Raw genomic sequence first — 24,145 nt, forward strand, 5'->3', positions numbered from 1 at the left:
AGCAATCACTGATGGCTAACCTCAAGGAAGTAAAGCAAAGGATCAACTCGGTGGTCTCCACACAGCAGATCACCAAGGCCATGAAAATGGTGTCTGCCGCCAAGCTGAGAAGAGCTCAGGACAAAATCATTCAGATGCGTCCTTTTTCTCAGAAGTTGACCGCTATTCTTAACAATGTATCGGCTGCTTCCGAAGGAGCAACTGATCTCGTGTATGCCCAAAAGCGGGAAGTGAAGAAGGTGCTTTTGATTCCGGTCACTTCTGATAAAGGTCTTTGTGGGGCTTTCAATACCAATGTGATCAAGGCAACCAACTCTGCGATTCGAGAGCAATTTTCAGGGGTAGAAGTATCGATCATGCCGATCGGTAAAAAGTCTTTTGAATACTTCAAGAAGACAAAATATCCGATCATAGATCAGTTTTCCAACCTCTTCCACGACCTTGCCATCGACAATATCCGAGAGGCAGCCAATCATGTGATGGATGCTTTCGTGGCCGGAGATTTTGATCAGGTGTTTTTGGTGTTCAACGAATTTAAAAACGTGGCCACCCAAATTATCCGTACCGAGCAGTTTTTGCCGATGAGCGCTGAGGAGTCTGTGGTGAAGACCACCACTGAAACGGACTATATTCTGGAGCCATCCCGTGAGTTTATCATTCAGGAATTGGTGCCCAAGGCCTTGAGAGTGCAGTTTTACAAGGCTATACTGGAAAGCAACGCTTCCGAGCACGGTGCCCGTATGACTGCTATGGACAAGGCTACCGAAAATGCCGGTGATTTGCTGAAAGAATTGAAATTGATGTACAACCGTACCCGTCAGGCAGCCATCACCAACGAGATCCTGGAGATCGTCGCAGGTGCCGAAGCCCTAGGCGGAAAGTAACCAACAATAGATCCCAAAAGAAGACCACGGCTCAAAAGGCTGTGGTTTTTTTGTGGGGTTTTTCTAAATTGATCTAAAGGTTTTAATAGAATGGTCAATTTACCCGAGGATAGTTTACTTCCTATTCAATTTTTATCGGCAACATTTAAGAAGACGTCTGCCACTTATAAGTATTATTGGTTCCTTTCTTTGCTTCAATTGTTGGAGGAAGAAGGGTTGAGAATTGAGAAAAGAAAAATTTTTTCTCGAATGTTATCCAATGCTTGGTATACTGTCAATTACTTCAAAGTTTCTTTTGGAAAACAAGACAAGATTCAGGAATCAATTTCTTTCTTCCATCGGGAAAGAGGAATTCCAGTGGATTTAAATCAGAATCAGGTATGGAATCTTCTTCTTTCTCTAAAGGATTTCAAATCGGCATCGACGCTTTCCCATTTCGATAATCAAGTTCCTCATTGGTTCCTTTCACCTTGGTTTCCAAACTTGAAAAGAAATCAGATTTATTTATACACACGTGATCCAAAAAGAAAGAGCCTATACTTTTTGGATTCTGAACACATCGAGATTAATCCTGATTGGGTTGATTATCTATTGAAAAATTCAGCAATTCTGAAAAGCTTCTGCTTTTGGAATTTGAGTCTTTTTTTGCAAAAGCACAATCCCAATGTTCCTGATATTCCGAATAAGCTTATTAAGCCGATCAACAGGAGTAATCTCAATAAAAACAAAGTGGAGTTTTGGAATCTCTATTTTGATGAGGTAGAAGAGCACAGGTGTATTTATTCCAATTTGACACTTACCAAAGAAAACTATGTTTTAGATCACTTTGTGCCCTATAACTTTGTTTCCCATAATTTAAACTGGAATTTAGTTCCAGCTCATTCATCCACCAATTCGTCCAAAAGTGATAAGCTTCCAAGGCTGGAGCGATTTTCGATCCTTTTTTTGAAATTCAAAAGAGAAGCTTCGAAATCGTTTTGAAGGCATCCCCAAAATCTAAGTTTATTGAGGAATACCTCACCATTTTTCCATCAATTGATGGTTTTCTTGATGAGAAGCATGGAAAACAAAGATTCAGAGAAACACTTCAACCATTGATTACCATTGCTCACAATAATGGGTTTGAGTTTTATGGGCAAGAATGAAAACCAATTTTCCCACCTAACCGCCAAAGAGCGGGATTCCCTTTCTTTTCCTGCACGAATTGTGAAGGAAAGAGGTCTATTATTGGGCGAAGTGTTGGATTTTGGATGTGGATTTGGGAAAGATGTAGAGATTTTGGGGCAACAGGGAGTTAATATCCTAGGCTATGATAAGCATTATTTCCCCCATTTTCCTGAGCAAAAGTTTGATACCATCATTTGCTTTTATGTACTGAATGTACTCCTTCCTGAGGAGCAAGCATTGGTCTTGATGGAAATTTCTGCCTTACTCAAGCCTTCAGGAAAAGCCTATTTCGCAGTCAGAAGAGATCTTGTCTATGAAGGATTTCGAACGCATAAAATCCATCAAAAACCGACTTTTCAAACCAATGTTGTTTTGCCTTTTCGGTCAATCTTCAAAAATGACAGTTGTGAAATTTACGAGTTTCAGCAATACAACCAAGTTCCAAAATCATATTCAGGTTGTCCATTTTGTAATCCGGAATCCAAGGCTGAATTGATATTGGAATCAGCTCAAGCCTATTCCATTTTGGATAAATTTCCTGTCAACCCCGGACATGCCCTTATTATTCCCAAAAGGCATATTGCTGACTATTTTGAGTTAAGTTTCAAGGAGCAATCCTCCTGCTTGTTTTTGCTCAATGAGGTGAAGAAAAAAATCCAAAAGCGCTTCAATCCTGAGGGGTTTAACATTGGAATCAACATTGGAGAAAAAGCAGGACAGACTGTTTCCCATGTTCATATTCATTTGATTCCACGATATGCTGGTGATGTGGACGATCCAAGAGGAGGAGTGAGGGGCGTGATCCCGGAAAGGAAGATGTATTGACCTGAGAAACTTTTCCAAAGAAAATTCACTGACAGCTACACTTATTTGAACTCGACATTGCAGAACTCTTGAAAATAATTCTGGAAAAGTGAGCTGATTTTATATTCCTAAGAATGCGATTAACCAAAAGTAATTTACTAAAAGTTAATTGAGGCTTAGTTCAAACCTGGCAGGTCTTAAAGACCTGCCAGGTTTTTGACTACGTACCCCATCCCACTTAAAGTCGAATCCTTCTCGCCACTACAGCCGCCATGATGCGGAGGCCTTCGGTGTTCGGGTGGACCCCGTCAGGAAGGAGTTCGGGTTTGTCCATCAGCGGGGTGTAGAGATCAATCAGTTCTGCGCCGGATTTTTGGATGATTTCCATCAGCATCAGGCGCTGTTCGTTGTTCATCACCTCGGGATTGATGCCAAAGTTGACTCGGGTCACAGGCACGGGCATCACGACATAGACTTTTCCATCCTTGGGCATGTGGGCCCGAAATTCTGCGATCAGGTCAAGATAGTCTTTCACAAAATCGGCTTTGTGGGCCCAGTTTTGAGGTTTGGAGTCGTTGGTGCCTAGCTTGATGACGACCACATCGGGTTGGAAGTCTTTGACCTGCTGGAATTGGGGTTCGTTCCAATAAGGATAGTCTCCTTTTTTGAGAAGGGTACGACCGCTGACACCGAAGTTTTTGACCTCGTAGGATTCCCCGAGCAAAGCGGCTACCTGAAGAGGATAGGAATCGGGATTGTCCCGGCCGGGTCCTTGGGTGATGCTGTTGCCAACGAAGGCAACTTTGATGGGTCTTTGGGAAAAAGCAGATAGACTGGCCAAAAGTGCCAGAAAAAGGAGAGAGAGTTTACGCATGGTTTTTTGGGCTTTGAAGGGGGAAATTGGTGAATTTTTAGGATTAAGACTAACCGCTGAAATTTTAACCGCCAAGGTCTCAAAGTAAAAATGAGAGGGCTCGAAGATTTTTTAACCGTGAAGGACAGGAAGGGGAGAGGGATCGAAGGATTCTTTTTTTTACCGCGGAGACACAGAGGGCGCAAAGTAATTTTTTACCACAGAGGAAAAAGAGAATTAGAATAAGACATTTTTTGAACCTCAGTCTTTTACGTTTCATAGACTTTTTTCAAGAATTCAGAGGTAAAGCTGACGTTTTTTGGGGGATAACCTTTGAGGTTTTTATAACCTCGAAGGTTTATGTTTTGACTCATCTAAGTGGCGCAGAAGAATTAATAACCGCCAAGATCTCATAGTAAAATTGAGAGGGCTCAAAGAGTTCTTTTTTTACCGCGGACTTGACTATCGGAGGTTGGGACGCAGAGATAATTTTGCAAAAGACCACCCACGAAGGGGAAAGATGGATTAGAATTGGGATTAATGAAACTTCCATCCTGACTTGTAGGATTTGCCTTTTCGAGTTCACAGAGATAAAAATCTTACGATTTTCTTCAGAATTGAAATCATCATTGGGGCCCCTGTAAGGGTCAAACTTCAAAATGGCCCGGAGTTTCAACCCCGGGATTGAATTAGAAAGTTAGAATGCAGCGCTGGATTCCGATTTTGATTTGGAAAACAAAACTCGATTCCAGCGCAATGAAATGGGAACCTTGGCAATGAACAATCTTCAGATTCAATGATCAAGGAAAAAGGATTATGAGGTATTTGTTTAATAATTGCAGATACGAAAATCCAAAAGAAATATATGTGCATCTCCCTTTTTGGAAGACAAGTCTGTGGCAATCCCTCACTTTTTAAAATTCCCTCGTAATTTCGTCCATGGCCTTTTTGCAAAAGATGCTTCAAAACCTTTCCTGGCTTTCACTTGACGTGGTAGTCGGAGCGATGGCAGGGATGTATTTCTTCATGGAGCTTTTTCACGCCAGTTTACAATGGCCGGCCTATGCACTGCTAGCTTTGGCCGTGTGGAGTATCTATACCCTGGACCATCTGATCGATGTGCGAAACCTTCCCCATACATTAGCACCTCGTCGGGTTTTTCACAAAAAGCTTCAAAAGACCCTCTGGATTTTGCTTGGAGTGGCCACTATTGGTGGTGCTGTCGGAGCTTTTGCTTGGTTTGGATGGGGGAAAGAACTTCAACTGACCATCATTTTAGCGCTTTTGATTGTGGGTAGTCGGGTGATGATCCGAAAAAACGGTCCCGGCTGGATGAAGGAATTTTCGATTGCGGTTTTTTACGTAGTCGGGATTGTTTGGCTGCCACTTCTTAGGGCGGAGTCAGTGGACATTACCTGGGTTTCTCTACTTTTTTTGCCAGGATATATGTTGCTGGCTTTTCTGAATCTGTTGATGCTTTCCTTTTTGGATCGGGACGAGGATATGAAGTCAGGCTTTTTTTCGGTGGCTAGCACGATGCCTACCCTAAAAATCATCCAACTTATCCGTCAGCTATCTTTTGGCCTTATTTTTCTTTCCTTAGGGGCATTTATCCTATTGCCTTCGTTTTATCGCCCGTTTTCTTGTGTCGTGCTCCTGATGGCATTAGTCCATTACCTTACTTTTTTCCAAAATGGCTTAGCTGTTCATCAGAAAAGGCAACGAATGGAATTGGCTTTTTGGATCCCTTGGGTGCTCTTTCTACTTTGAGCTTACCTTTTTTGCGAAGCATCAGGATCAAATCTGACAAAAATGGCCAGCCAAATCGATCGGCTTAACCGATACGTCAGGGGTAAACCCAAGAGTACCACGGCAGTCAATAGACTTAGCAATACCGTCAAAGAGTAATCGGGATAAACAATGGTCAAAGCCACCCAAGCTGCAATAAATAGTGCCGTATTGATCGCATAGCTGACAAACATGGCCCCAAAATAGAATCCGGGTTCGGGTTCGAAAGATTGCTCACAATGAGGACAGTGGGAATGCATCTTAAAGAGACTTCCCGGGCGAAGGATACTTCCGCTTTGAAACAGGTTTCCTTTGCGGCAGCGGGGGCAACGGAAGGTAAATATACTTTTTAGCATGGGGAATTATTTTCCGGCTTTGGTGATGATGGTGCGGATGAGTTGGTCGAAATAGGATCCGTTTCCAGGGCCATACCAGTTCATTTCCCTCACTTCATGAAAGTGTTCGTCATAGAGTTCATCGGGAGTGATGTAGCCGATATAGCCCCCATTGAATACAGTAACGATTAATTTGAGTCCATGCTGGTCGGCAAGCTTTTCCCACTCTTCATAGAAGACTCCGGACAATTCCCCACTGGAGGCGATGAACAAAATCCGTCCCACCTGAGTGATGTCCAAATGTGCGTTGGTGTCACCGACCAGGTAGTTGAATACCCAAGGCCTGATTCTCAACCCGTCCGAGATTCTCAGATGGGGCTCCCGAAGGGAAATGTCACATCTTGAGTGTAGGATTCTCGGAATTTTGTTGGAGGCAAAATTGGTCATACGCAGCCAAATGACAGAGTCCAGTGCCGCAGCGTATTCTTCTACTTTTTCGGGGGTATTTCCTCTGGATTGTGGTCGATGGCTTCCCACTGTACCCGCTGCAAAAAGTGCAAAGTCATAGTCTCGCTCCTCCATCTTTTGGGTGAGGTATTTGGGATAATCTCCCGAAAGTCCCATGAACTTCGAGCTGAGGCAGGTGGCATGGGCGGAATAGGTAAAGAAAACTGCCTTTTTTCCATCCTTTTTGGTGAAGATGACTTGACGCACAAAAGGGTCATACGGTCCGTCTTTGACAAATCGGTTGGAGACGAAATCAGCGGCTTTGGTTTTGCGAAAGCTCATGGAGGCTGAATCCTCAGAAGCCACTGCTTTCTGAAGTGCCAAAACACTTTTATCTACCAAAAGATCTACCATTTTTTGGTCAAATCCCCCAAATGCCAATTCCCCTACAGGTCCGGGCATATAGCCACCCAAGCCTGAATGGGTATGTGTTGCAGTAAAAATGACCTGATCTGTGGGAAGTCCGATTTTCTTGATTCCTGCTTCTACTGCCTCGGCCAAGGCAGGATGTACGATCAGCAATTCAAAATTGAGCCAAGCGATCCGGGTTTTGCCATTGCTTAGGGTGATGGCTTTGACAAAGCTGGAATCTTGGACAAACTCATAAGGTCCTCTCGGGGCGTAGCCCACGAGATCCACAGGTTTGGGTGGGGTGACATTGGCTTTGGCCCAGCCTGCAAGCCAGATTTCTCCTTCCGAACCTTGCCAAGGCGTGGTCGAAAGTCTGTTGAAGGTTTCCCGGTAAAAATCTTGCTCAGCAATCGGACTTCGGTCTACTGTCGTGATCGTGGCTATTGCGATCAAAAGAATCACTCCGAGGAAGTAGGCAAGAAATTTAAGTAGGCGAGACAAGGGATTTACGATTTACGAATGACGATTTTAGATTTAAAACACTTGCTTGTACTTCAGATATTATCGCGGAAATCAAATCTCCTTGAACTTTTAAAAGTGAACTTGAATCTCTAACCTCGGTGCCCTAAGAGTGGCCTAACTCGCGGATATCAACTCGACCCTTGAACGACGAACTCCGAACCTCGAATTCTGAACTCCGAACAGGTCAGTACTCAAACGTCCCATGCGAACTCTGAATCGTGACTTTTTTGCCTTCGTGAGGTTCCACTCGGCCGATGATTTGAGCTTCGACTCCGTAGGATTCGGCGATGTCGATGATTTCCTCTGCGTATCGCTCATCCAGATATACTTCCATACGGTGGCCCATGTTGAAGACTTTGTACATTTCCTTCCAATCCGTGCCGCTTTCTTCCTGAATAATTCGGAACAAAGGAGGAGTCTCGAACAAGTTGTCTTTGATCACATGGACATTGTCTACAAAGTGCAGTACCTTGGTCTGTGCTCCTCCGGAACAGTGTACCAAGCCATGTATATTCGGACGCATGTAATTCAGCACGTCCACCATGATAGGTGCGTAGGTTCGGGTTGGGGACAGGACCAATTTACCCATATTCACCGGTGCGCCTGGTGCAGGGTCGGTAAGGTTGTACTTGCCGGTGTAGACTAGGTGATCCGGAACAGATGGATCGAAGCTTTCGGGATACTTAGTTTTCAAGACCTTGTTGAAAACATCGTGACGGGCCGACGTAAGACCGTTGCTTCCCATGCCGCCGTTGTATTCGGTTTCGTACTTGGCTTGACCAAAAGAAGCAAGTCCTACGATCACATCTCCTGCTTGGATTTTGTCATTGGAGATGACTTCGTCCCTGCGCATGCGGCAGGTCACTGTACTGTCCACGATGATGGTGCGTACTAGGTCACCTACGTCAGCAGTTTCACCTCCTGTCAAGACGACATTTACCCCGTTGTCACGTAGCATTTGGAGGACTTCCTCGGTGCCTTGGATGATGGCGGAAATGACTTCGCCCGGTACGAGATTTTTGTTTCTTCCTATCGTGGATGAAACCAAAATATTATTGATCGCGCCTACGCAGAGCAGGTCATCGGTATTCATGATAATGGCGTCCTGGGCGATGCCTTTCCACACGCTAAGGTCACCGGTTTCTTTCCAATAGAGATAAGCCAAAGAGGATTTGGTACCCGCTCCGTCCGCATGCATAATGTTGCAGAAATCCGGATCGTTGCCAAGGGTGTCTTCGACGATTTTGCAGAAAGCCTTGGGGAAAAGGCCTTTGTCCAGTTTGGAGATCGCGTTGTGGACGTCTTCTTTGGATGCGGAAACACCGCGCTGCATGTAGCGCTCGTTCATAGCGGAGGAAAGATTTGGTTGGGGCAAAGGTAGCCAATTGAGAAATTGAAAGAGGGAAATATTTGAAAATTGTGGGATTGGAGCTTCTTCAAAGACCTTGGACTTTAGAAACAAGATATTACACCAGTCTTCTATGCTATAGTTTGCACAGATTTTTTAATTGAGAATTTCAAAACTTCGAGAACCTTCGAAAGGATCAAATACCCTTTTAATGTGGTAAATCGTCAACCGTAAATTTGTGCACAACAAAGTCGAAGCATTTTAAATCAAAAAAGGCCGGTTGCCCAGCCTTTTCGATCTTTCCAGTATTACTTTTTCCCTACCAAGATCAAATCCTCTTGAGGGCTAATCAGGTATCTTGCGCCATCCGCAGTCACGACGGCCATTTCTTCAACGGAGATGGTTTTTTCTGTACCATCAGGTTGCTTCCAGCAGTGGAATCCATCAAAAGCGAAGACCATTCCTTCTTTGAGCAGTTTTTGTGCTGCTGGTCTAGGTTGAGGAAGTCGTGCGCCTCCCAAGTTTGGACCCACGTCATGGGCCACATAGCCTACCGGATGACCGGTGCTCCATGGTACATAGAGCGAACCTGCTGCATCCATCAGGTCACGCTGTGCACGGTCTACATCTTCGCCTTTGACACCGGGCTTCATCGCACCAAGTGCGGCACGGCTACCGGCTTTTCCATTTTCCCAATACTTCTGAATGTCAGCAGGCGCGGAAGTCTCTCCTTCCTTCAAGACATAGGCAAATCGCTGGATGTCTGACACCCAGATTCCATAGAGCTTTACTCCAAAATCGGTCTGAATGACATCACCGGGCATGATGACTTTGTCTGTGGCATGGGAATGACCACGGTCTGGACCTGAGTTTACGTTGGGATTTTGGTCGGGATGCCAAGCGTCAGTGACACCATACTCCGCCATTTTGGCTTTGAGGAATTTGGCTACGTCCGCGTCGGTAGTTTTTCCGGGTTCAATCATCGCATAAGCTTCATGCTGGAAATCGGAAGCCAATTGGGCAGCTTTGGTTAGGATTTCTACTTCTTCAGGAAGCTTAATGGAGAGCCATTCGTAGACCAATTCATCAGAGGAAATCAACTTTTTTTCATCCGAACCCATCAACGAGGCAAGTTCTTGGTACTGACTGTGAGTAATCCCGTCAGCCATTTCATTGCTGGATGAGGTGTTGATGGCTACTTTCTGGAAGCCTTTGGATTTGATGAAATCCACGGCTTTTGCCAGGGCAGATTCTCCTCTAGGTACTCGCTCTACCTTTTCATGAATGTCCAAGTCATCCAGTGCAGTGGCTTCTCCTTCTGGGGAGAATACTAAGGAGTGGAAGCCACTTTCGTCATTGTAAAATAAAAAAGCAGCCGTGCCGCTGGCATTTTCACCACCTACATGGGTAGCGATAGGATCGTTGTAATTTTCCCTACACACGACCAGCCACACGTCCACTCCCGCGTTTTTCAGCGCTGTGGGAAGGAGTTGGTTGATTCGTTTTTTTCGGATTTCCGGCCAGGGATTTTCCCCCCAATAGGTTACGGGATCAATTTTTTGCTGGGTTTCCGTGTTTGGTGCGGAAGTGGGTTGACAGGCCCAAAGTGCCGCCAAAAGGCTAAAGAGTAGAAGTTTTTTTTGCATAGATAAACTGTAAATCTTCGGTAAATTAAGCAGGATTTTGACATGCAAAAAGCCTGATTCATCCTTGCAACATACTTTCATTCGGAAATCGAAGCATAAAAATCTTTTATTTTGAACAAAAACACGGCTGAAGCGTGTTAGAAGTCGAAACTGCCTTATCCCGGCTATCAATGAAAATAGGTATTGTCTGTTATCCCACCTTTGGTGGGAGTGGTGTAGTGGCCACCGAACTTGGAAAAGGTCTTGCCAAAGTGGGCCACGAGGTTCATTTCATCACCTATAAGCAGCCCATGAGGTTGGATTTTTTTAGCGAAAATCTATTCTATCACGAAGTGGATATCAAAAGCTATCCGCTTTTTGAATTTGCCCCTTACGAGCTTGCCCTGGCCAGTAAAATGGTCAGCGTGGTGAAATATGAAGGCTTAGATCTGCTACATGTTCATTATGCCATTCCACATGCCTCGGCTGCTTACATGGCTAAGCAGATTCTCAAGACTGAAGGGATTCATATCCCTGTGGTGACGACATTACATGGTACCGATATTACTTTGGTTGGGAAAGATCCGAGTTACGAACCCGTGGTGACTTTCTCTATCAATCAATCCGATGGGGTGACAGCCGTTTCTGAAGACTTGAAAAAGGAAACTTTCGAATACTTTGATATCAAAAGGGAGATCGAGGTGATTCCCAACTTCATAGATTTGGAGCGATTTAAAAAGCAACGAAAAGAACATTTCAAGCTTGCTATTTGTCCTCATGGCGAAAAGCTGTTGGTTCATACCTCCAACTTCCGAAAGGTAAAAAGGGTAGAAGATGTCATACAGGTTTTTTACAATATCCGAAAGGAAATACCCGCCAAGCTTCTGTTGGTAGGCGATGGACCTGAACGAGACCGAATGGAACGACTTTGCCGTACTTTGGGCACTTGTGATGACATTCGTTTCCTCGGTAAATTGGAAGCAGTGGAAGAAGTGCTTTCCGTGGCGGATTTGTTTTTAATGCCTTCTGAGAAAGAAAGTTTTGGATTGGCAGCCCTGGAGGCCATGGCCTGTGAGGTTCCTGTTCTCTCTTCCAATGCAGGAGGAATTCCTGAGCTTAACTTGGATGGGATTACCGGATTTGCCTGTGAGGTGGGTGATGTAGAGGCTATGACCCAAAAGGCCAAGTTTATTTTGGCTGATGAAAATCTGCCTGGTTTTAAAGAGCGCGCATTGGCTCGTGCAAAAGAATTTGACATAGATCAAATTCTTCCCAAATACGTCGCATATTATGAGAAAACCATTGCGACTACGTGGAGTACAGTCTGATTTAATGACCTAAATCAGTTGAAAGAATATTCTTTGGTTTTTGTGAAACCCTTACCTTTGCGCTGCAGTTTATCGATGGGAATTAAAATATTGGAAAAATGCAAGCAACTGTTAAACCAACTACGAGCATGAAAAAGATTGGAAGATTGGATAAGCCAGACAACTTTGGTTCTGCCAAGATGTTCTCTAATCCAATACTTGAGAAAATCTCAAGAACCCACATAATGGTTCCGATTACGCTGTTTTTTGCGATATCCTCTGTATCATTTTACTATGCGTTGACCACCACAGCGATAGGTTTGGGTGTAGGATTGTTGGTGTTATTGGCAGGGTTGTTTGCCTTCACCTTTGTAGAGTACATGATGCATAAGCATTTTTTCCACATGGAACCTGATACTCCACTCAAGGATAAACTACAATATACCGTTCATGGAGTACATCATGATTATCCAAAAGACAAAGACCGGTTGGCCATGCCTCCTTTTGTAAGTGCTGCTTATGCTGCGATTTTCTATTTGGTGTTTAATCTGATTATGGGAGATTATGCCTTGTATTTCCTTCCCGGGTTTCTGATAGGCTATGCCGCTTATTTGGGAGTACACTACATCGTACATGCCTACAATCCTCCAAAAAATTTCTTCAAGGCACTTTGGGTAAATCATGCCATCCATCACTACAAAGATCCGGATACCTCCTTTGGGGTGAGCTCTCCACTTTGGGACTACTTGTTGGGCACCATGCCGAAAAAAGACTAAACCAAGCCTCCCTTCGGGGAGGTTTTTTGTTTCCTTTGGGCCACGAAGACTCAAAGACACTAAGAATTCTAGAAAATGGATTTTGAAAGGAATCCTTCGAAATTTATTATTCGATGTTCTTCATCCGAAATTTAAAAACGATGAATATCGAACTTCGAAAGTCGAATATCGAAGATTGACAGAACCCTGAACACCGAACTTCGAACCTCGAACAACTTAAAATCCAGCAGCTTAATAACTAATACCCCATCTTTTTGCCTTAGCGTCTTTGTGGCAAAACTTGAAATATGACAACAGTATCCATCATTGGACTAGGCTGGATAGGGGAGCCTTTGGGGTCTCACCTTCTGGAAAAAGGCTTTCAAGTCCTAGGCTCAACGACTTCTGCCGAAAAACAGGAAAAACTCAGCCAAAAAGGACTCCAAGCCATCCGATTTACCCTCAATCCTCATCCTGAGGGAGTTGGGTTTAATTTACTTTTTCAATCTGAGGTGTTGGTGGTCAATATACCTCCCCGTACCCGCATTGGAAATGGGGCTTTTCACTTGGAGCAAATCAAGTATTTCAAAAACTTAATCGACAATTCCCCTATTCAGAAAGTGATTTTTGTCTCGAGTACAGGAATTTATCCGGAATTGACATCTGAGGAAAAATACGCAGAGGATTTTCCTCTTTCAATTGAAAATACAGGGAACGACACGATTTTTCGTGCGGAGCAACTGATGGAAAAGGACCGAAAATACGACTTGAGCATTGTACGTTTTGGAGGATTGATGGGAGAGGACCGGATTCCGGGGAAGTATTTTTCAGGAAAAGAAAACGTGGCAGGCCATACCCGGGTCAATTTTATCCACCGTCAAGATGCTGTGCGGATGCTGGCTTGGGTGATGGAAAAAGAACTTTGGAATGAGATCTTCAATGGCGTGGCACCTATTCATCCGCTGAGAAAAGAGATTTACGAGAAAAACGCCCTAGATCTCGGCATTGTCCCGCCTGCCAGCTACCAACACGAACCGGAAGGCAAAGACCGATTGATTGATTCCGGAAAGATTTTGAATTCTGGATTTGAGTTTGAATTTCCGGATCCTTTGGAGTTTAAATACAGTTGAAACACGGTTGAAATACTTTTGAAATAAAGCTACCTGCGGTAGCGAAATATTTTTGTCACTAGCTCCTCTGGACTTGAATTTTCTAGGTAGTTATTTCTCTTTTTTCGCCCGACCAAGGAGGGCTTATTTCCACGGTATTTCATTCATCCTGTCTACGTTTTATTTCGCGAAACATCTCTCAACCACACTATCTCCATCCAATCTTGCGACCGCAGGGAGCCTATTTCTATGGTATCTCGTGCAACATATCTCTTTTTCTATTCTGCCAACTGCGACTGCCTACTGCTTACTCTTTTTTCAGCTTTCTGACTTCAACTTTACAGATTAAAAGATAGCTCTGCAGATATTTTTAATGATATCGCCTGCTGGGATATCTCGCGACCGCAGGGAGCTTATTTCTATTGTATCTCGTGCAACCTATCTTTTTACGAATTCTGCCTACTGCGACTGCTATCTGCTTACTCTTTTTTCAGCTTTCTGACTTCATCTTTACCGATTAAAAGAAGCTGTGCAGATATTTTTAATGATATCGCCTGCTGGGGTATCTCGCGACCACAGGGAGCCTATTTCTATGGTATCTCGTGCAACATATCTCTTTTTCTATTCTGCCAACTGTAACTGCTTTCTGATCACTTTTACCTTCTGCCTTCGTGTCTTTGTGGCAACCTTCAAATGCCATCTTGTCACTTTTTTACACTTGGAACGGGCATTGATAGGCTCACTTCGTCAACATTTTGTAACTACTAAACCGATTTATACCATGCAGGAAAAAGGCACGATCTCGATCCATACCGAGAACATTTTCCCGATTATCAAGAAATTCCTCTATTCCGATCACGAGATTTTCCTTCGTGAGCTTGTTTCCAATGCGGTAGACGCTACGCAGAAAATCAAGAGACTGGCCACTCTAGGTCAGTATAAAGGCGAGTTGGGAGACATCACGGTGGATGTTTCTTTTGATGAGAAAAAGAAAACCATCACCATCTCTGACAAAGGTCTTGGGATGACCGCAGAGGAGATCAAAAAGTACATCAATCAAATCGCCTTCTCCGGCGCGACTGAATTTGTGGAGAAATTCAAAGACGCCAAAGACGCCAATGAGATCATCGGCAAGTTTGGTTTGGGTTTCTATTCCGCCTTTATGGTAGCCAAAAACGTGGAAATCCACACGCTTTCCTATCAGGACGGCGCAGAACCAGCCATTTGGACTTGCGATGGCAGCACCGAATTTGAAATCAAGAAAGGAAAGAAAAAGGAGCGTGGTACCGATGTGATTCTCCACATCAACGAAGAATCTGAAGAATTCCTGGACAAGTGGAAGCTTCAGGGCATCTTGGACAAATACTGCAAGTTCCTTCCTGTGCCGATCAAGTTTGGCACCAAAAGCGAATCCGTAGAAGATGGTGTGGACAAGGACGGAAACAAGAAGTGGAAGTCTGTGGAGGTGGACAACATCATCAACACCACTTCCCCAATCTGGACCAAATCTCCGAGCGACCTGAAGGACGAAGATTACCTCGCATTCTACAAGAGTCTGTATCCGATGGGCGAGGATCCGCTTTTCTGGATTCACCTCAATGTGGACTACCCGTTCAACTTGACCGGGGTGCTATATTTCCCGAAAGTGAAGAATGAATTCGAGCTTCAGCGCAATAAAATCAAGCTTTTCAGCCGTCAGGTATTCATCACCGATGAGGTGAAAGACATCGTGCCGGAATTTTTGATGCTGCTTCACGGGGTGATTGATTCTCCGGACATTCCGCTCAACGTATCCCGAAGCTTCCTGCAGGCCGATGGCAACGTGAAGAAAATCAACAACTACATCACCAAGAAAGTAGCCGACAAGCTGTCCGAACTTTTCAAAAAAGACCGCAAGGCCTATGAAGAAAAGTGGAATGACATTGGCCTGTTTGTGAAGTACGGCATGATCTCCGAGGAGAAATTCTACGAAAAAGGAAAAGAATTTACCCTGCTCAAAAACACCAAAAACGAGTATTTCACCCTAGACGAATACCGTGACAAGGTAAAGGCAATTCAGACTGATAAGAACGAACAAACTATTTTCCTTTACGCCACCGACATCAACAAGCAGGATAGCTTCATCGACTCAGCGAATAAAAAGGACTACGATGTACTCGTGCTTGACTCTCCGATCGACAGCCACTTTATTCAGCACATCGAGACTAAGATCGAGAAGACGCAACTCAAGCGTGTGGATGCCGATGTGGTGGAAAAGCTCATCCAAAAAGACTCCACCTATGCCAATCTCCTGACCGAAGATCAGAGCAAATCCGTGAAGGAACTCTTCGAAAAGGCGATCAACAACAAAAACTACAGCGTGGAGATCGAAGGCTTGAGTCCTGAGGAAATGCCCGTGACCATCACCATGGAAGAGTGGATGCGTCGTATGAAAGATATGGCGCAGACCGGAGGCGGACCGATGAGCTTCTACGGCAGCCTGCCCGACAGCTATAAAGTCGCCATCAACGGCAACCATCCCGTCGTGGACAAAATCCTAAAAGCGGAAGGGGAAGAAGCCCAACTGAAACTAGCCAAGCAGGCCTTCGATTTGGCCTTGTTGTCTCAGGGCTTGCTGACCGGCAAGGATCTGACTGCCTTTGTGAAGCGAAGTGTGGAGATGATCTAACTGACCTTTGGGGTTTTAAAAAACCCCAAAGGTCTTATATAACTTTAAACCTTCGAGGCTTCAAAAACCTCAAAGGTTTTCCAAATCCCCGGCGAGCAGTCGGGGATTTTTTTTGTATACAAAAATGCAAGATTTCAAAAGGAAAAAGTGGTCTAATAGACTGATTAATAGATATATAAAAATTAGTTATAGATTTCAAAAAGAAGTTTTCTATTTGAAAATCAGTTAGTTAGTTATGTAAATGAAATTTCTTTAGTTAAAGGTTTGACAATTTGAACTTGGGCAGGTATGTTTAGTTCAAGTTCTACGCGCGGCGGGCTTTTTAATCAATTTGTTAAACTTTAAAAATTTAGAAATCATGAGAAAAATTGCATTCATTGTTTTGGCGTTCGCTTTAGTTACGTCTTCACAAGTTTTTGGTCAAGCCTCTTTACCAGGAGATGAAGGAGGGCCCAGAGAATCACCTGAGCAACGCCGCTGCCCAGATGGAAAGATTAAGACCGTGTGTGAACCACATGATTACCTTGGTTGTGGTGATATTAAAGGTTGTGCATGAATAAGTTGAATTTTAATATTTGGGAGGAATTTAATTCCTCCCAAATTAGACTTTTGCTTCTATCACTGCTGTTATTGATTTCCTGTGAAGTTAAAGATTTAGAAAGAAGGAGAAATGAGGTAATCAATATCGAAATTGATTTGGATTCATTTAAAGAGGGTAAATTATCTGATTTATATGATAGTATTTATTATGTATTATTGAAGCCAGATTCCATCAATTTCTTAGCCGATCCTTATAAAGTTAAATTTTATAAAAATTTAATTTATATTAGAGACGCATTTCATAATTCAATTTTTGCCTATGATCAAAAAGGAAATTTTCAATACCGGATAAATAGTACAGGAAAAGGTCCCAATGAATTCTTTACAATGGACGATTTTTCTATAAACCGTGATACCATTTGGATTAAAGATGGGGTACTAAAAAAAGAGGTGGCCTTTAGTTTAACAGGTCAATTTCTATTGGAAAAAGCTAATGTGTTTAAAAGAGCAATGTTTTATAAGGGAAACAATTTCAATTTATATTATTTAAATAATGATCCTGAATTTGATTTTAGAATATTAAGAAAAACTGCTCACGAGGTAAATCCGTACATTCTACGGCCAGAATACTTGATTAATAACATCTTTAGCGATCCTGTAGGATTTCAATCCAACAAGGATATGGAAGTGTATTTTAATTTGCCTAATGATTATAGTGTTTTGAAATTTGATTCATTGGGATTTCTTGATACCCAATATGTCTTTGATTTTGGAATTAAAAATTTTAAGTTCGAGGATAGATTTAAATTAGGTGAAGGTATTGATCATTTTGATTATTCCGAAGAAAATGGATTAGTTGAGAGTATCACATCCTTTCTTGTTTTAGACAAAAATTATATTATCTATATTAGAAGGAATGACCAAAATAAAGAATATATCCTATTCAATCAAGAGTTTTCTCAGTCCTACAAAGGAAAAAATTTAGTTAATGATTTAGATTTCACTCCTTTGAATGAGATGCCGTGGTCTTCAACTGGAAAAGAAGTAGTTTATTTAATGAATACCAGCAAATTTATGTCGATGAGCAATTTGAATGAGATAAAAAATAAACCTGGGTTGAAATCCAATTTAAATCATTTTTTGAATGAAAACTCATCAAATCTTACAGAAGAAAATTTTATTCTTGCTTTTGCTAAAGTTAAATCAAAGTTTAATAATTGATTTTCTCTAAAGAGAAGATCTACATTTATAATGATTGCCTTGCTGCAATGTCCTGACTTCCTTTGTGAAGCGAAGTGTGGAGATGATTTGATGTGAGAGACCTTTGAAGTCTCAAAGACCTCGAAGGTTTTGATATTTACTTAAACCTTAAGGGTTTTAAAAACCCAAAGATTTTCCAAATCCCCGGCGAACCATCGGGGATTTTTATTTCCCCACTTCCGTACTAGGCTATTCCGATTTTTCGGTTATTTTTGATCATGCTTTCCAAAAAGACCAAGTACGCCCTGCATGCCCTCACTTACCTCGGTAAGCATCGGGAAAATAAGACTGTCCTGATTCAGGACATTGCTGAGGTGTACGGGATTAGTACTCACTTAAAAAGTATTTGACAGTTACAAGTTCGCGATCAACGGTAACCACCGTCTGGTAGATAAAGTACTGAAAGCTGAGTCTGAAGAGGAAAAAGAGCGACTGGCAAAACAGGCATTTGATTTAGACTTGCTTTCTCAAGGTCTTCTGACTGGCAAAGACCTGACTTCCTTTGTGAAGCGAAGTGTGGAGATGATTTGATGTGAGAGACCTTTGAGGTTTCTAATCTGGATAGCCATCGGTACCCGAAAGTCTTTTTTCACCCTGACACTTCGACTCCGCTCAGTGTGACTAGAGTCGAAGGGTTTTATTTGGAAACTTCGATGTTCCCAAAACCTCAAAGGTTTTCCAAATCCCCGGCCTTGGTCGGGGATTTTTTCATTATCTACTAGTGTAGGCAAGATAAAGTTTCACTGCTATTTTTACTTCAACATTATAATCATTCCATTTATATCGGTTGACCCAAAGTATACCTTTTGATTCTCTTTGACTATTAGATGAAAAGCACTTTGCAATTGTTCCTTTGGCTTTTTTGGGGCCTTACTTCCTGCAATTCTCCAGTACCTGAGAATTCAGAAAGAAGCTTGAGCATTTCTATAGAACCCAAATTCATTTCCACAGGAAATTCCCTAGCTCAGTTTTACTTTTTCAACCAAGTCCGAAATGATTCACTTTTGCTGTTTAATGCTTTTCACCATTCGGTAGAGGTGGTGGATTTGGGCGTCGATTCGCTTGTTGGCCGCCTTCATTTGCATAGTGAGGGTCCAAATGCAGTCAATGACATCAGAGCCTTTTATTTTCATAATCGGGATTCCATTTTTCTATCAGAGGAAAATTTTTCTGTAGCGCTGGTCAACTCCAAAGGCGAATTGAAAAATAGGTACACTGACTTCCTGTCAAGCTTTCCTACAGAGGAAAAAGATAAGGTCTATTCCAATAGTCCTTCCTTGGAGTTTGCTTCCCAGATTCTGTATGATCCTTCTCAACAGGAAATACTACTCTATTTCATGCCCTTCGATCAGCCGGAAAAGAAACGAATCTTTGCTGCCTATTCTTTGGAGAGCGGAAAATCCAAATCCTTACCGATTCACCTGCCTGAGCAGTATTGGGATAAAAAATTGGACCTCAGCAAGTTGTTTTTGACTTCAGGCATGGTAGATAAATCGGGATTTACTTACCTCTTTTCCGGTAGTCCGTTTGTTTTCCGATACGATTTCCAAACCCAGAAAGTAACTTCAGCTGAAGTTAATCCTCCTTGGGATAAAGTAAAGGCAGATGATATTCCTTTTGATCCTATGAGCTCAGAGCAAAAACAGGACTTTATGAAGGAGAATCCATTTTACTATAAAATCTACTTTGACCCCTATCGGAATCTGTATTATCGACTGAGTAGCCCACCAAGGCCAAATGCCACAGAGTCGGACTTTCATTATGTCAATTACAATACCATTTGTGTTACTGTTTTGGACAAAGAGCTTCAGGTGTTGGATCATCTTTTTCTCCCTAAAGAAAATGTGTACAACGTCGGATTCTCCTTTGTGACTTCAGAAGGGCTTTGGATCAGCTACAATGGAGCAAATCAAGATGACGAGAACTGGATCAAAGGAGATTTGATCAAATTGGATCAGGGGATGAAATGATTTAAATACTACCTATCTCTCTAAAGATTTTGAACTGTTGGAGGGTTTATCTCCCCACTCCCGTACTAGGCTATTCCGATTTTTCGGCTATTTTTGATCATGCTTTCCAAAAAGACCAAGTACGCCCTGCATGCCCTCACTTACCTCGGTAAGCATCGGGAAAATAAGACTGTCCTGATTCAGGATATTGCTGAAGAACATGGCATTTCGCATAAGTTTCTCGAAAATATCCTCCTAGAACTCCGAAAGGCCGGCTACCTCGGCAGCAAAAAGGGAAAAGGCGGTGGCTACTACCTGATCAAAGAACCCAAAGACATTCCGCTCTCCCGGGTTATTCGACTGCTCGACGGGCCTATTGCCCTGCTTCCCTGCGTCAGTCTCAACTATTACGAACCCTGTGCCGAATGCAAGGATGAGTCCCATTGTGGAATCAACAAAGTTATGGCTCAAGTTCGTGATGAGACTCTTAAAATACTGGAAAACAAAACCCTACAGGATATTTTAGAGGGAGAATAAAAATTTTTGTCTATTTACCCTATAAAAAACATAGGGAATATATACTTTTGCTTTTCCATCCCGTATTAGCCTTTATGATTTTAGATTCATTCGCCAAAAAGCTCTTCTCCTCCAAGCCCGGAAAGGACAGCAATGCTAAAAGCTTGCTGAAGTCGATTTCCTGGAGAATCGTCGGTACCTTCGATACGATTGTGATTTCTTACTTCGTTACAGGACAGTTGGTGATGGCGGTATCCATAGGTTCGGTGGAAGTAGTATCAAAAATCCTTCTTTACTACCTGCACGAGCGGGTTTGGGAAAATGTAACCAAAGAAAAATCTAATGAGCCAGCCACAGAACTTGTTCGATCTTGAATCTCAGCTTGCTAGTGTGAGCGCTGGTGCTGGTTTGGCTTTGATCGCTGAACTATTCCCAGATAAGGTGGTGTTTTCGACCTCTTTGGGCCAGGAGGATCAGGTCATTACGCAATTGATTGCCTCTCAAAACTTGCCTATTCAGATCTTTTCTTTGGACACCGGAAGACTGTTTCCGGAGACCCTGGAGCTATTGTCCAGAACTGAGAGCAAATACAAAACCCGGATCAAGGTTTACTACCCGGAGACGGCTTCGGTTGAAAGATTGGTTGCTGACATCGGGATCAATGGGTTCTATGAGTCAGTTGAAAACCGGAAATCCTGCTGCTTTGTCCGAAAAGTGGAGCCTTTGAAGCGTGCTTTGGCAGGGAATGCCGTTTGGGTAACCGGACTGCGAGCCGAGCAAAGTGCCAACCGGAGTGAGATGAAGCGGATCGAGTGGGATGAGGCCAATCAGATCATTAAATACAATCCGCTATTGGATTGGACCTTTGATCAAATGATCGACTATATTTCCGAGCACAAGATTCCGTACAATCCGCTCCATGATCAGGGATTTATCAGCATCGGATGCGCACCTTGCACACGAGCGATTCTTCCCGGTGAAGATGCCCGAGCCGGCAGATGGTGGTGGGAGGATTCGAAGAAGGAGTGTGGGTTGCATGCCAAATAAGACACAAGATTTTAGACACAAGACATTAGACACAAAGACTTCGAGTTGACGTCACTGCGAGGAGGCACGACGAAGCAGTCTCCAAATCAGGAAAATAGTGGCTGAGATTGCTTCGGGGCCGCTAGAAAATTAAAAATGGATTAAGTATCAGCTTGGCCCCTCGCAATGACGGCCAAGCGCATAAATAAAAATCGTATTTCCTATGAACCTATTTATACCTAACCCCAAAGAGGCAGAATCCATCTACATCCTGAGGGAAGTAGCGGCGCAGTTTGAGCGTCCGGTTCTGCTTTTTTCCGGGGGAAAAGACTCGATTACCTTGGTGAGGCTGGCTCAAAAGGCCTTTTTCCCTGCCAAAATCCCTTTCCCTCTCCTCCATGTGGACACCGGGCACAATTTCCCTGAGACCATTGAATTCAGGGATTGGCTGGTCAAAGAATTGGGACTGGAACTGATCGTGAGAAACGTGCAGGACTCCATCGACCAAGGCAAAGTTCGAGAAGAGCGCGGTCGTTATGCCAGCCGAAATACGCTTCAGACGACTACGCTTCTAGATGCAATCGAAGAGTTTAAGTTTGACGCTTGCATCGGTGGTGCAAGAAGGGATGAGGAGAAAGCCCGAGCCAAAGAGCGCGTGTTTTCCGTCCGAGACGACTTCGGTCAGTGGGATGAAAAAAACCAGCGTCCTGAGCTATTCGACATGCTCAATGGTAAAATCCATGTGGGCCAAAATGTCCGCGTGTTTCCGATTTCAAACTGGACTGAACTGGATGTATGGGAATATATCCGCACCGAAAATATTGCGATTCCAAGTATCTACTTTGCCCATAAGCGTGAGGTCTTTTTCAGGGATGGTTTGATCTGGACTGCGAATGAACATGTCTTCCGCGAAGCCCATGAAGAGGTGGTAGAACGAATGGTCAGATTCCGAACTGTTGGCGACATGACCTGTACTGCAGCTGTACTTTCAGAAGCGACTTCCTTGGATGATGTAGTAGCTGAAATCCGGGAATCTACCATTTCCGAGCGCGGTGCCCGTATCGACGACAAGCGATCGGAGGCAGCGATGGAGACGAGGAAGAAGGTCGGATACTTCTAGGCGTCATTGCGAGGGAGGAACGACCGAAGCAATCTTAATAATTAGGAAATACGATAGAAATAATTCCCGCAAGCGGGACGAAATACTCGGTTAAACTGAGGATAGTATTTCGCCGAACGCAGTGAGGCTTATTTCAACCTATTTCCACCGTATTTCAAAAAGAAGAAAAAATGGACATACAAGGCAGAAAACTCATCAAAATCGCTACCGCTGGTTCGGTGGATGATGGCAAAAGCACCTTGATTGGGCGATTGCTTTACGATACGCATTCCCTGACCACAGATAAGATCGAGGCCATCGAGCGCAGCAGCAAGCAGCGGGGATACGATTACCTGGACTTTTCACTAGCCACTGATGGCCTGGTTGCGGAGCGCGAGCAGGGTATCACCATCGACGTGGCTCATATTTATTTCAATACCGATAAGACCAACTTCATCGTAGCGGATACTCCCGGACATGTGGAGTACACGCGAAACATGGTGACAGGAGCTTCTACTTCGCAGGTAGCCATCATCCTGATCGACGCCCGCAAAGGCGTGATCGAGCAGACTTACCGCCACTTTTTCATCAGCAATCTTCTTCGTATCAGCCATGTGGTGGTTGCGATCAACAAGATGGATTTGGTGGAGTATAGTGAAGATGTGTTTTTGAAAATCAAGGCAGATTTCGATGTCTTGGTCGGTAAAAGTGACTTTACTGAGGAGCAGATCACTTTTATTCCTTTGTCCGCTTTGAAGGGAGAAAATGTGACCCGAAAGTCTGAACACATGCCATGGTATGTGGGAAATACCTTACTGGATCACTTGGAGGTACTGGAGCCTGAGGATTTGCAGGAAAGTGCCGCAGCGAGATTTCCGGTGCAGTTGGTCATCCGTCCCAAAACCGAGGCCTACCATGATTTCAGAGGCTTTTCTGGAAAGCTCTATGGTAACACCCTTCAAGTTGGTGATCGAGTTACAGTGCTGCCATCAGGAAATGAATCCACCATCAAAAGCATCCACTTCTTTGATCAGGAGTTGGAAAGTGCTGCTCCGGGTTCCTCTATCGTACTTACGCTAGCGGATGAAGTAGACTGCAGTCGCGGCGATATGATCGTGAAAAGTGGGGAAGCTCCAAGTAGCGAAAAATCAATTTCAGCCACCATTTGCCAAGTCAACAGCAAAGCCTTGAAAGTCGGAGGGAAATATATCCTGCAGCATGGCATTAACCGGGTTTTGGCCAAAGTCGATCAGATCGAAGCTAAAATCCATACGGATTTCTCAGGAACCGAAGAGGCTGAGCAACTGAAATTAAATGATATTGGCAAGGTGCATTTCAGACTCAGTAAGCCGATTCATTTCGATTCCTATCACCAGTCCAAGTCAAACGGAGCCTTTATCCTGATCGATGAGGGGACTTTTGATACGGTGTCGGTGGGATTTATTGAGTAGATGCTAGAGGCTAGACGCTAGATATAAGACTTCGATAGATACTTATGTAGTTTCTTGATCTTTTCCGTGAGTGAGGACACTCACGGGGGAAAAGAGTAACAAGACTTTAGTATCAAGTATCAAGACTCTAGACTTCGATATTCATTATTCGTTGTTCGACATTCGATATTCTAAATTTTAAAATGTCGAATGTTGAACGCTGAACTTTGAACATCGAACTAAAAAAAACCAGCCCTGACCTTGGTCTTGGCTTTTTCTCATAACCTTAAACCTATTATCCC

The 24,145-nt window shown here is 43.5% G+C and carries 21 protein-coding genes and 2 pseudogenes; 18 read left to right on the forward strand and 5 right to left on the reverse strand.

Annotation, left to right across the window (positions count from 1 at the left end; translation table 11 throughout):
* Positions 1-11: 11 nt before the first annotated feature.
* The 3 genes from atpG to DDT91_RS05975 all read left to right on the forward strand — a co-directional run bounded on the left by atpG (position 12) and on the right by DDT91_RS05975 (position 2,876).
* Positions 12-884, forward strand: coding sequence for an ATP synthase F1 subunit gamma (atpG, locus tag DDT91_RS05965; protein ID WP_187175238.1), 873 nt, complete (start codon positions 12-14; stop codon positions 882-884).
* Positions 885-1,133: 249 nt separating this feature from the next.
* Positions 1,134-1,865 (forward strand): HNH endonuclease domain-containing protein, encoded by a 732-nt coding sequence (locus DDT91_RS05970; protein ID WP_187175239.1) that lies wholly within the window; start codon positions 1,134-1,136, stop codon positions 1,863-1,865.
* Positions 1,866-2,000: 135 nt separating this feature from the next.
* A complete protein-coding gene (locus tag DDT91_RS05975) occupies positions 2,001-2,876 on the forward strand; it encodes an HIT domain-containing protein (protein WP_255502035.1) in 876 nt (291 codons plus the stop codon).
* 217 nt (positions 2,877-3,093) lie between these two features.
* Here DDT91_RS05975 and DDT91_RS05980 read toward each other — a convergent pair whose 3' ends face one another.
* Positions 3,094-3,729, reverse strand: coding sequence for a GDSL-type esterase/lipase family protein (locus DDT91_RS05980; protein ID WP_187175240.1), 636 nt, complete (start codon positions 3,727-3,729; stop codon positions 3,094-3,096).
* Between the two features lie 918 nt (positions 3,730-4,647).
* On the opposite strand from DDT91_RS05980, the gene DDT91_RS05985 reads away from it, so the two are divergent.
* On the forward strand, positions 4,648-5,478 hold the full coding sequence (locus DDT91_RS05985) for a hypothetical protein (RefSeq protein ID WP_187175241.1): 831 nt from the start codon (positions 4,648-4,650) through the stop codon (positions 5,476-5,478).
* Positions 5,479-5,480: 2 nt separating this feature from the next.
* On the opposite strand, the gene DDT91_RS05990 is transcribed toward DDT91_RS05985, so the two are convergent.
* The 4 genes from DDT91_RS05990 to DDT91_RS06005 form a co-directional block, all read right to left on the reverse strand.
* Positions 5,481-5,852 (reverse strand): DUF983 domain-containing protein, encoded by a 372-nt coding sequence (locus DDT91_RS05990; RefSeq protein ID WP_187175242.1) that lies wholly within the window; start codon positions 5,850-5,852, stop codon positions 5,481-5,483.
* A gap of 6 nt (positions 5,853-5,858) precedes the next feature.
* Positions 5,859-7,190 (reverse strand): neutral/alkaline non-lysosomal ceramidase N-terminal domain-containing protein, encoded by a 1,332-nt coding sequence (locus DDT91_RS05995; protein ID WP_222718608.1) that lies wholly within the window; start codon positions 7,188-7,190, stop codon positions 5,859-5,861.
* Positions 7,191-7,395: 205 nt separating this feature from the next.
* The gene (locus DDT91_RS06000) at positions 7,396-8,559 is read right to left on the reverse strand and encodes an AIR synthase related protein (RefSeq protein ID WP_187175243.1); all 1,164 of its coding nucleotides are present in this window, start codon (positions 8,557-8,559) and stop codon (positions 7,396-7,398) included.
* A 308-nt stretch (positions 8,560-8,867) separates the two neighbouring features.
* Entirely contained in the window at positions 8,868-10,205 is a 1,338-nt protein-coding gene (locus DDT91_RS06005) for a Xaa-Pro peptidase family protein (RefSeq protein ID WP_187175244.1), read from the reverse strand.
* 170 nt (positions 10,206-10,375) lie between these two features.
* Between DDT91_RS06005 and bshA the strand changes: the two genes are divergently transcribed.
* The 14 genes and pseudogenes from bshA to DDT91_RS06070 all read left to right on the forward strand — a co-directional run bounded on the left by bshA (position 10,376) and on the right by DDT91_RS06070 (position 23,864).
* On the forward strand, positions 10,376-11,512 hold the full coding sequence (gene bshA / locus DDT91_RS06010) for an N-acetyl-alpha-D-glucosaminyl L-malate synthase BshA (RefSeq protein ID WP_187175245.1): 1,137 nt from the start codon (positions 10,376-10,378) through the stop codon (positions 11,510-11,512).
* Positions 11,513-11,640: 128 nt separating this feature from the next.
* A complete protein-coding gene (locus DDT91_RS06015; RefSeq protein WP_187175246.1) occupies positions 11,641-12,267 on the forward strand; it encodes a sterol desaturase family protein in 627 nt (208 codons plus the stop codon).
* 287 nt (positions 12,268-12,554) lie between these two features.
* Positions 12,555-13,376 (forward strand): NAD(P)-binding domain-containing protein, encoded by an 822-nt coding sequence (locus DDT91_RS06020; protein WP_187175247.1) that lies wholly within the window; start codon positions 12,555-12,557, stop codon positions 13,374-13,376.
* Between the two features lie 760 nt (positions 13,377-14,136).
* Positions 14,137-16,023 (forward strand): molecular chaperone HtpG, encoded by a 1,887-nt coding sequence (gene htpG / locus DDT91_RS06025; protein ID WP_187175248.1) that lies wholly within the window; start codon positions 14,137-14,139, stop codon positions 16,021-16,023.
* A gap of 358 nt (positions 16,024-16,381) precedes the next feature.
* Complete coding sequence (locus DDT91_RS06030; protein ID WP_187175249.1) at positions 16,382-16,579, forward strand: hypothetical protein; 198 nt, start codon at positions 16,382-16,384, stop codon at positions 16,577-16,579.
* Entirely contained in the window at positions 16,576-17,784 is a 1,209-nt protein-coding gene (locus DDT91_RS06035) for a 6-bladed beta-propeller (RefSeq protein ID WP_187175250.1), read from the forward strand. The genes DDT91_RS06030 and DDT91_RS06035 overlap by 4 nt, the downstream gene beginning before the upstream one ends.
* A 257-nt stretch (positions 17,785-18,041) precedes the next feature.
* Positions 18,042-18,152 (forward strand): annotated as a pseudogene (locus tag DDT91_RS06040) (Rrf2 family transcriptional regulator); the annotation flags it as partial.
* Positions 18,153-18,171: 19 nt separating this feature from the next.
* Positions 18,172-18,354 (forward strand): annotated as a pseudogene (locus tag DDT91_RS20785) (hypothetical protein); the annotation flags it as partial.
* Between the two features lie 296 nt (positions 18,355-18,650).
* Complete coding sequence (locus tag DDT91_RS06045) at positions 18,651-19,793, forward strand: DUF4221 family protein (protein ID WP_187175251.1); 1,143 nt, start codon at positions 18,651-18,653, stop codon at positions 19,791-19,793.
* A gap of 99 nt (positions 19,794-19,892) precedes the next feature.
* Positions 19,893-20,309, forward strand: coding sequence for an Rrf2 family transcriptional regulator (locus DDT91_RS06050; protein WP_111394751.1), 417 nt, complete (start codon positions 19,893-19,895; stop codon positions 20,307-20,309).
* Positions 20,310-20,383: 74 nt separating this feature from the next.
* The gene (locus DDT91_RS06055) at positions 20,384-20,662 is read left to right on the forward strand and encodes a DUF2061 domain-containing protein (protein WP_187175252.1); all 279 of its coding nucleotides are present in this window, start codon (positions 20,384-20,386) and stop codon (positions 20,660-20,662) included.
* Positions 20,631-21,335, forward strand: a complete 705-nt coding sequence (locus tag DDT91_RS06060; protein WP_187175253.1) for a phosphoadenylyl-sulfate reductase — start codon at positions 20,631-20,633, stop codon at positions 21,333-21,335. The genes DDT91_RS06055 and DDT91_RS06060 overlap by 32 nt, the downstream gene beginning before the upstream one ends.
* Before the next feature lie 202 nt (positions 21,336-21,537).
* Positions 21,538-22,434 carry a sulfate adenylyltransferase subunit CysD gene (cysD, locus tag DDT91_RS06065; protein ID WP_187175254.1) on the forward strand — a complete coding sequence of 299 codons (897 nt, stop codon included), beginning with the start codon at positions 21,538-21,540 and terminating at the stop codon, positions 22,432-22,434.
* A gap of 170 nt (positions 22,435-22,604) precedes the next feature.
* Positions 22,605-23,864 (forward strand): sulfate adenylyltransferase subunit 1, encoded by a 1,260-nt coding sequence (locus DDT91_RS06070; protein ID WP_187175255.1) that lies wholly within the window; start codon positions 22,605-22,607, stop codon positions 23,862-23,864.
* The last annotated feature ends 281 nt before the right edge of the window (positions 23,865-24,145 follow it).

The organism is Algoriphagus sp. AK58 (assembly GCF_014324365.1).
Classification (GTDB): Bacteria; Bacteroidota; Bacteroidia; order Cytophagales; family Cyclobacteriaceae; genus Algoriphagus.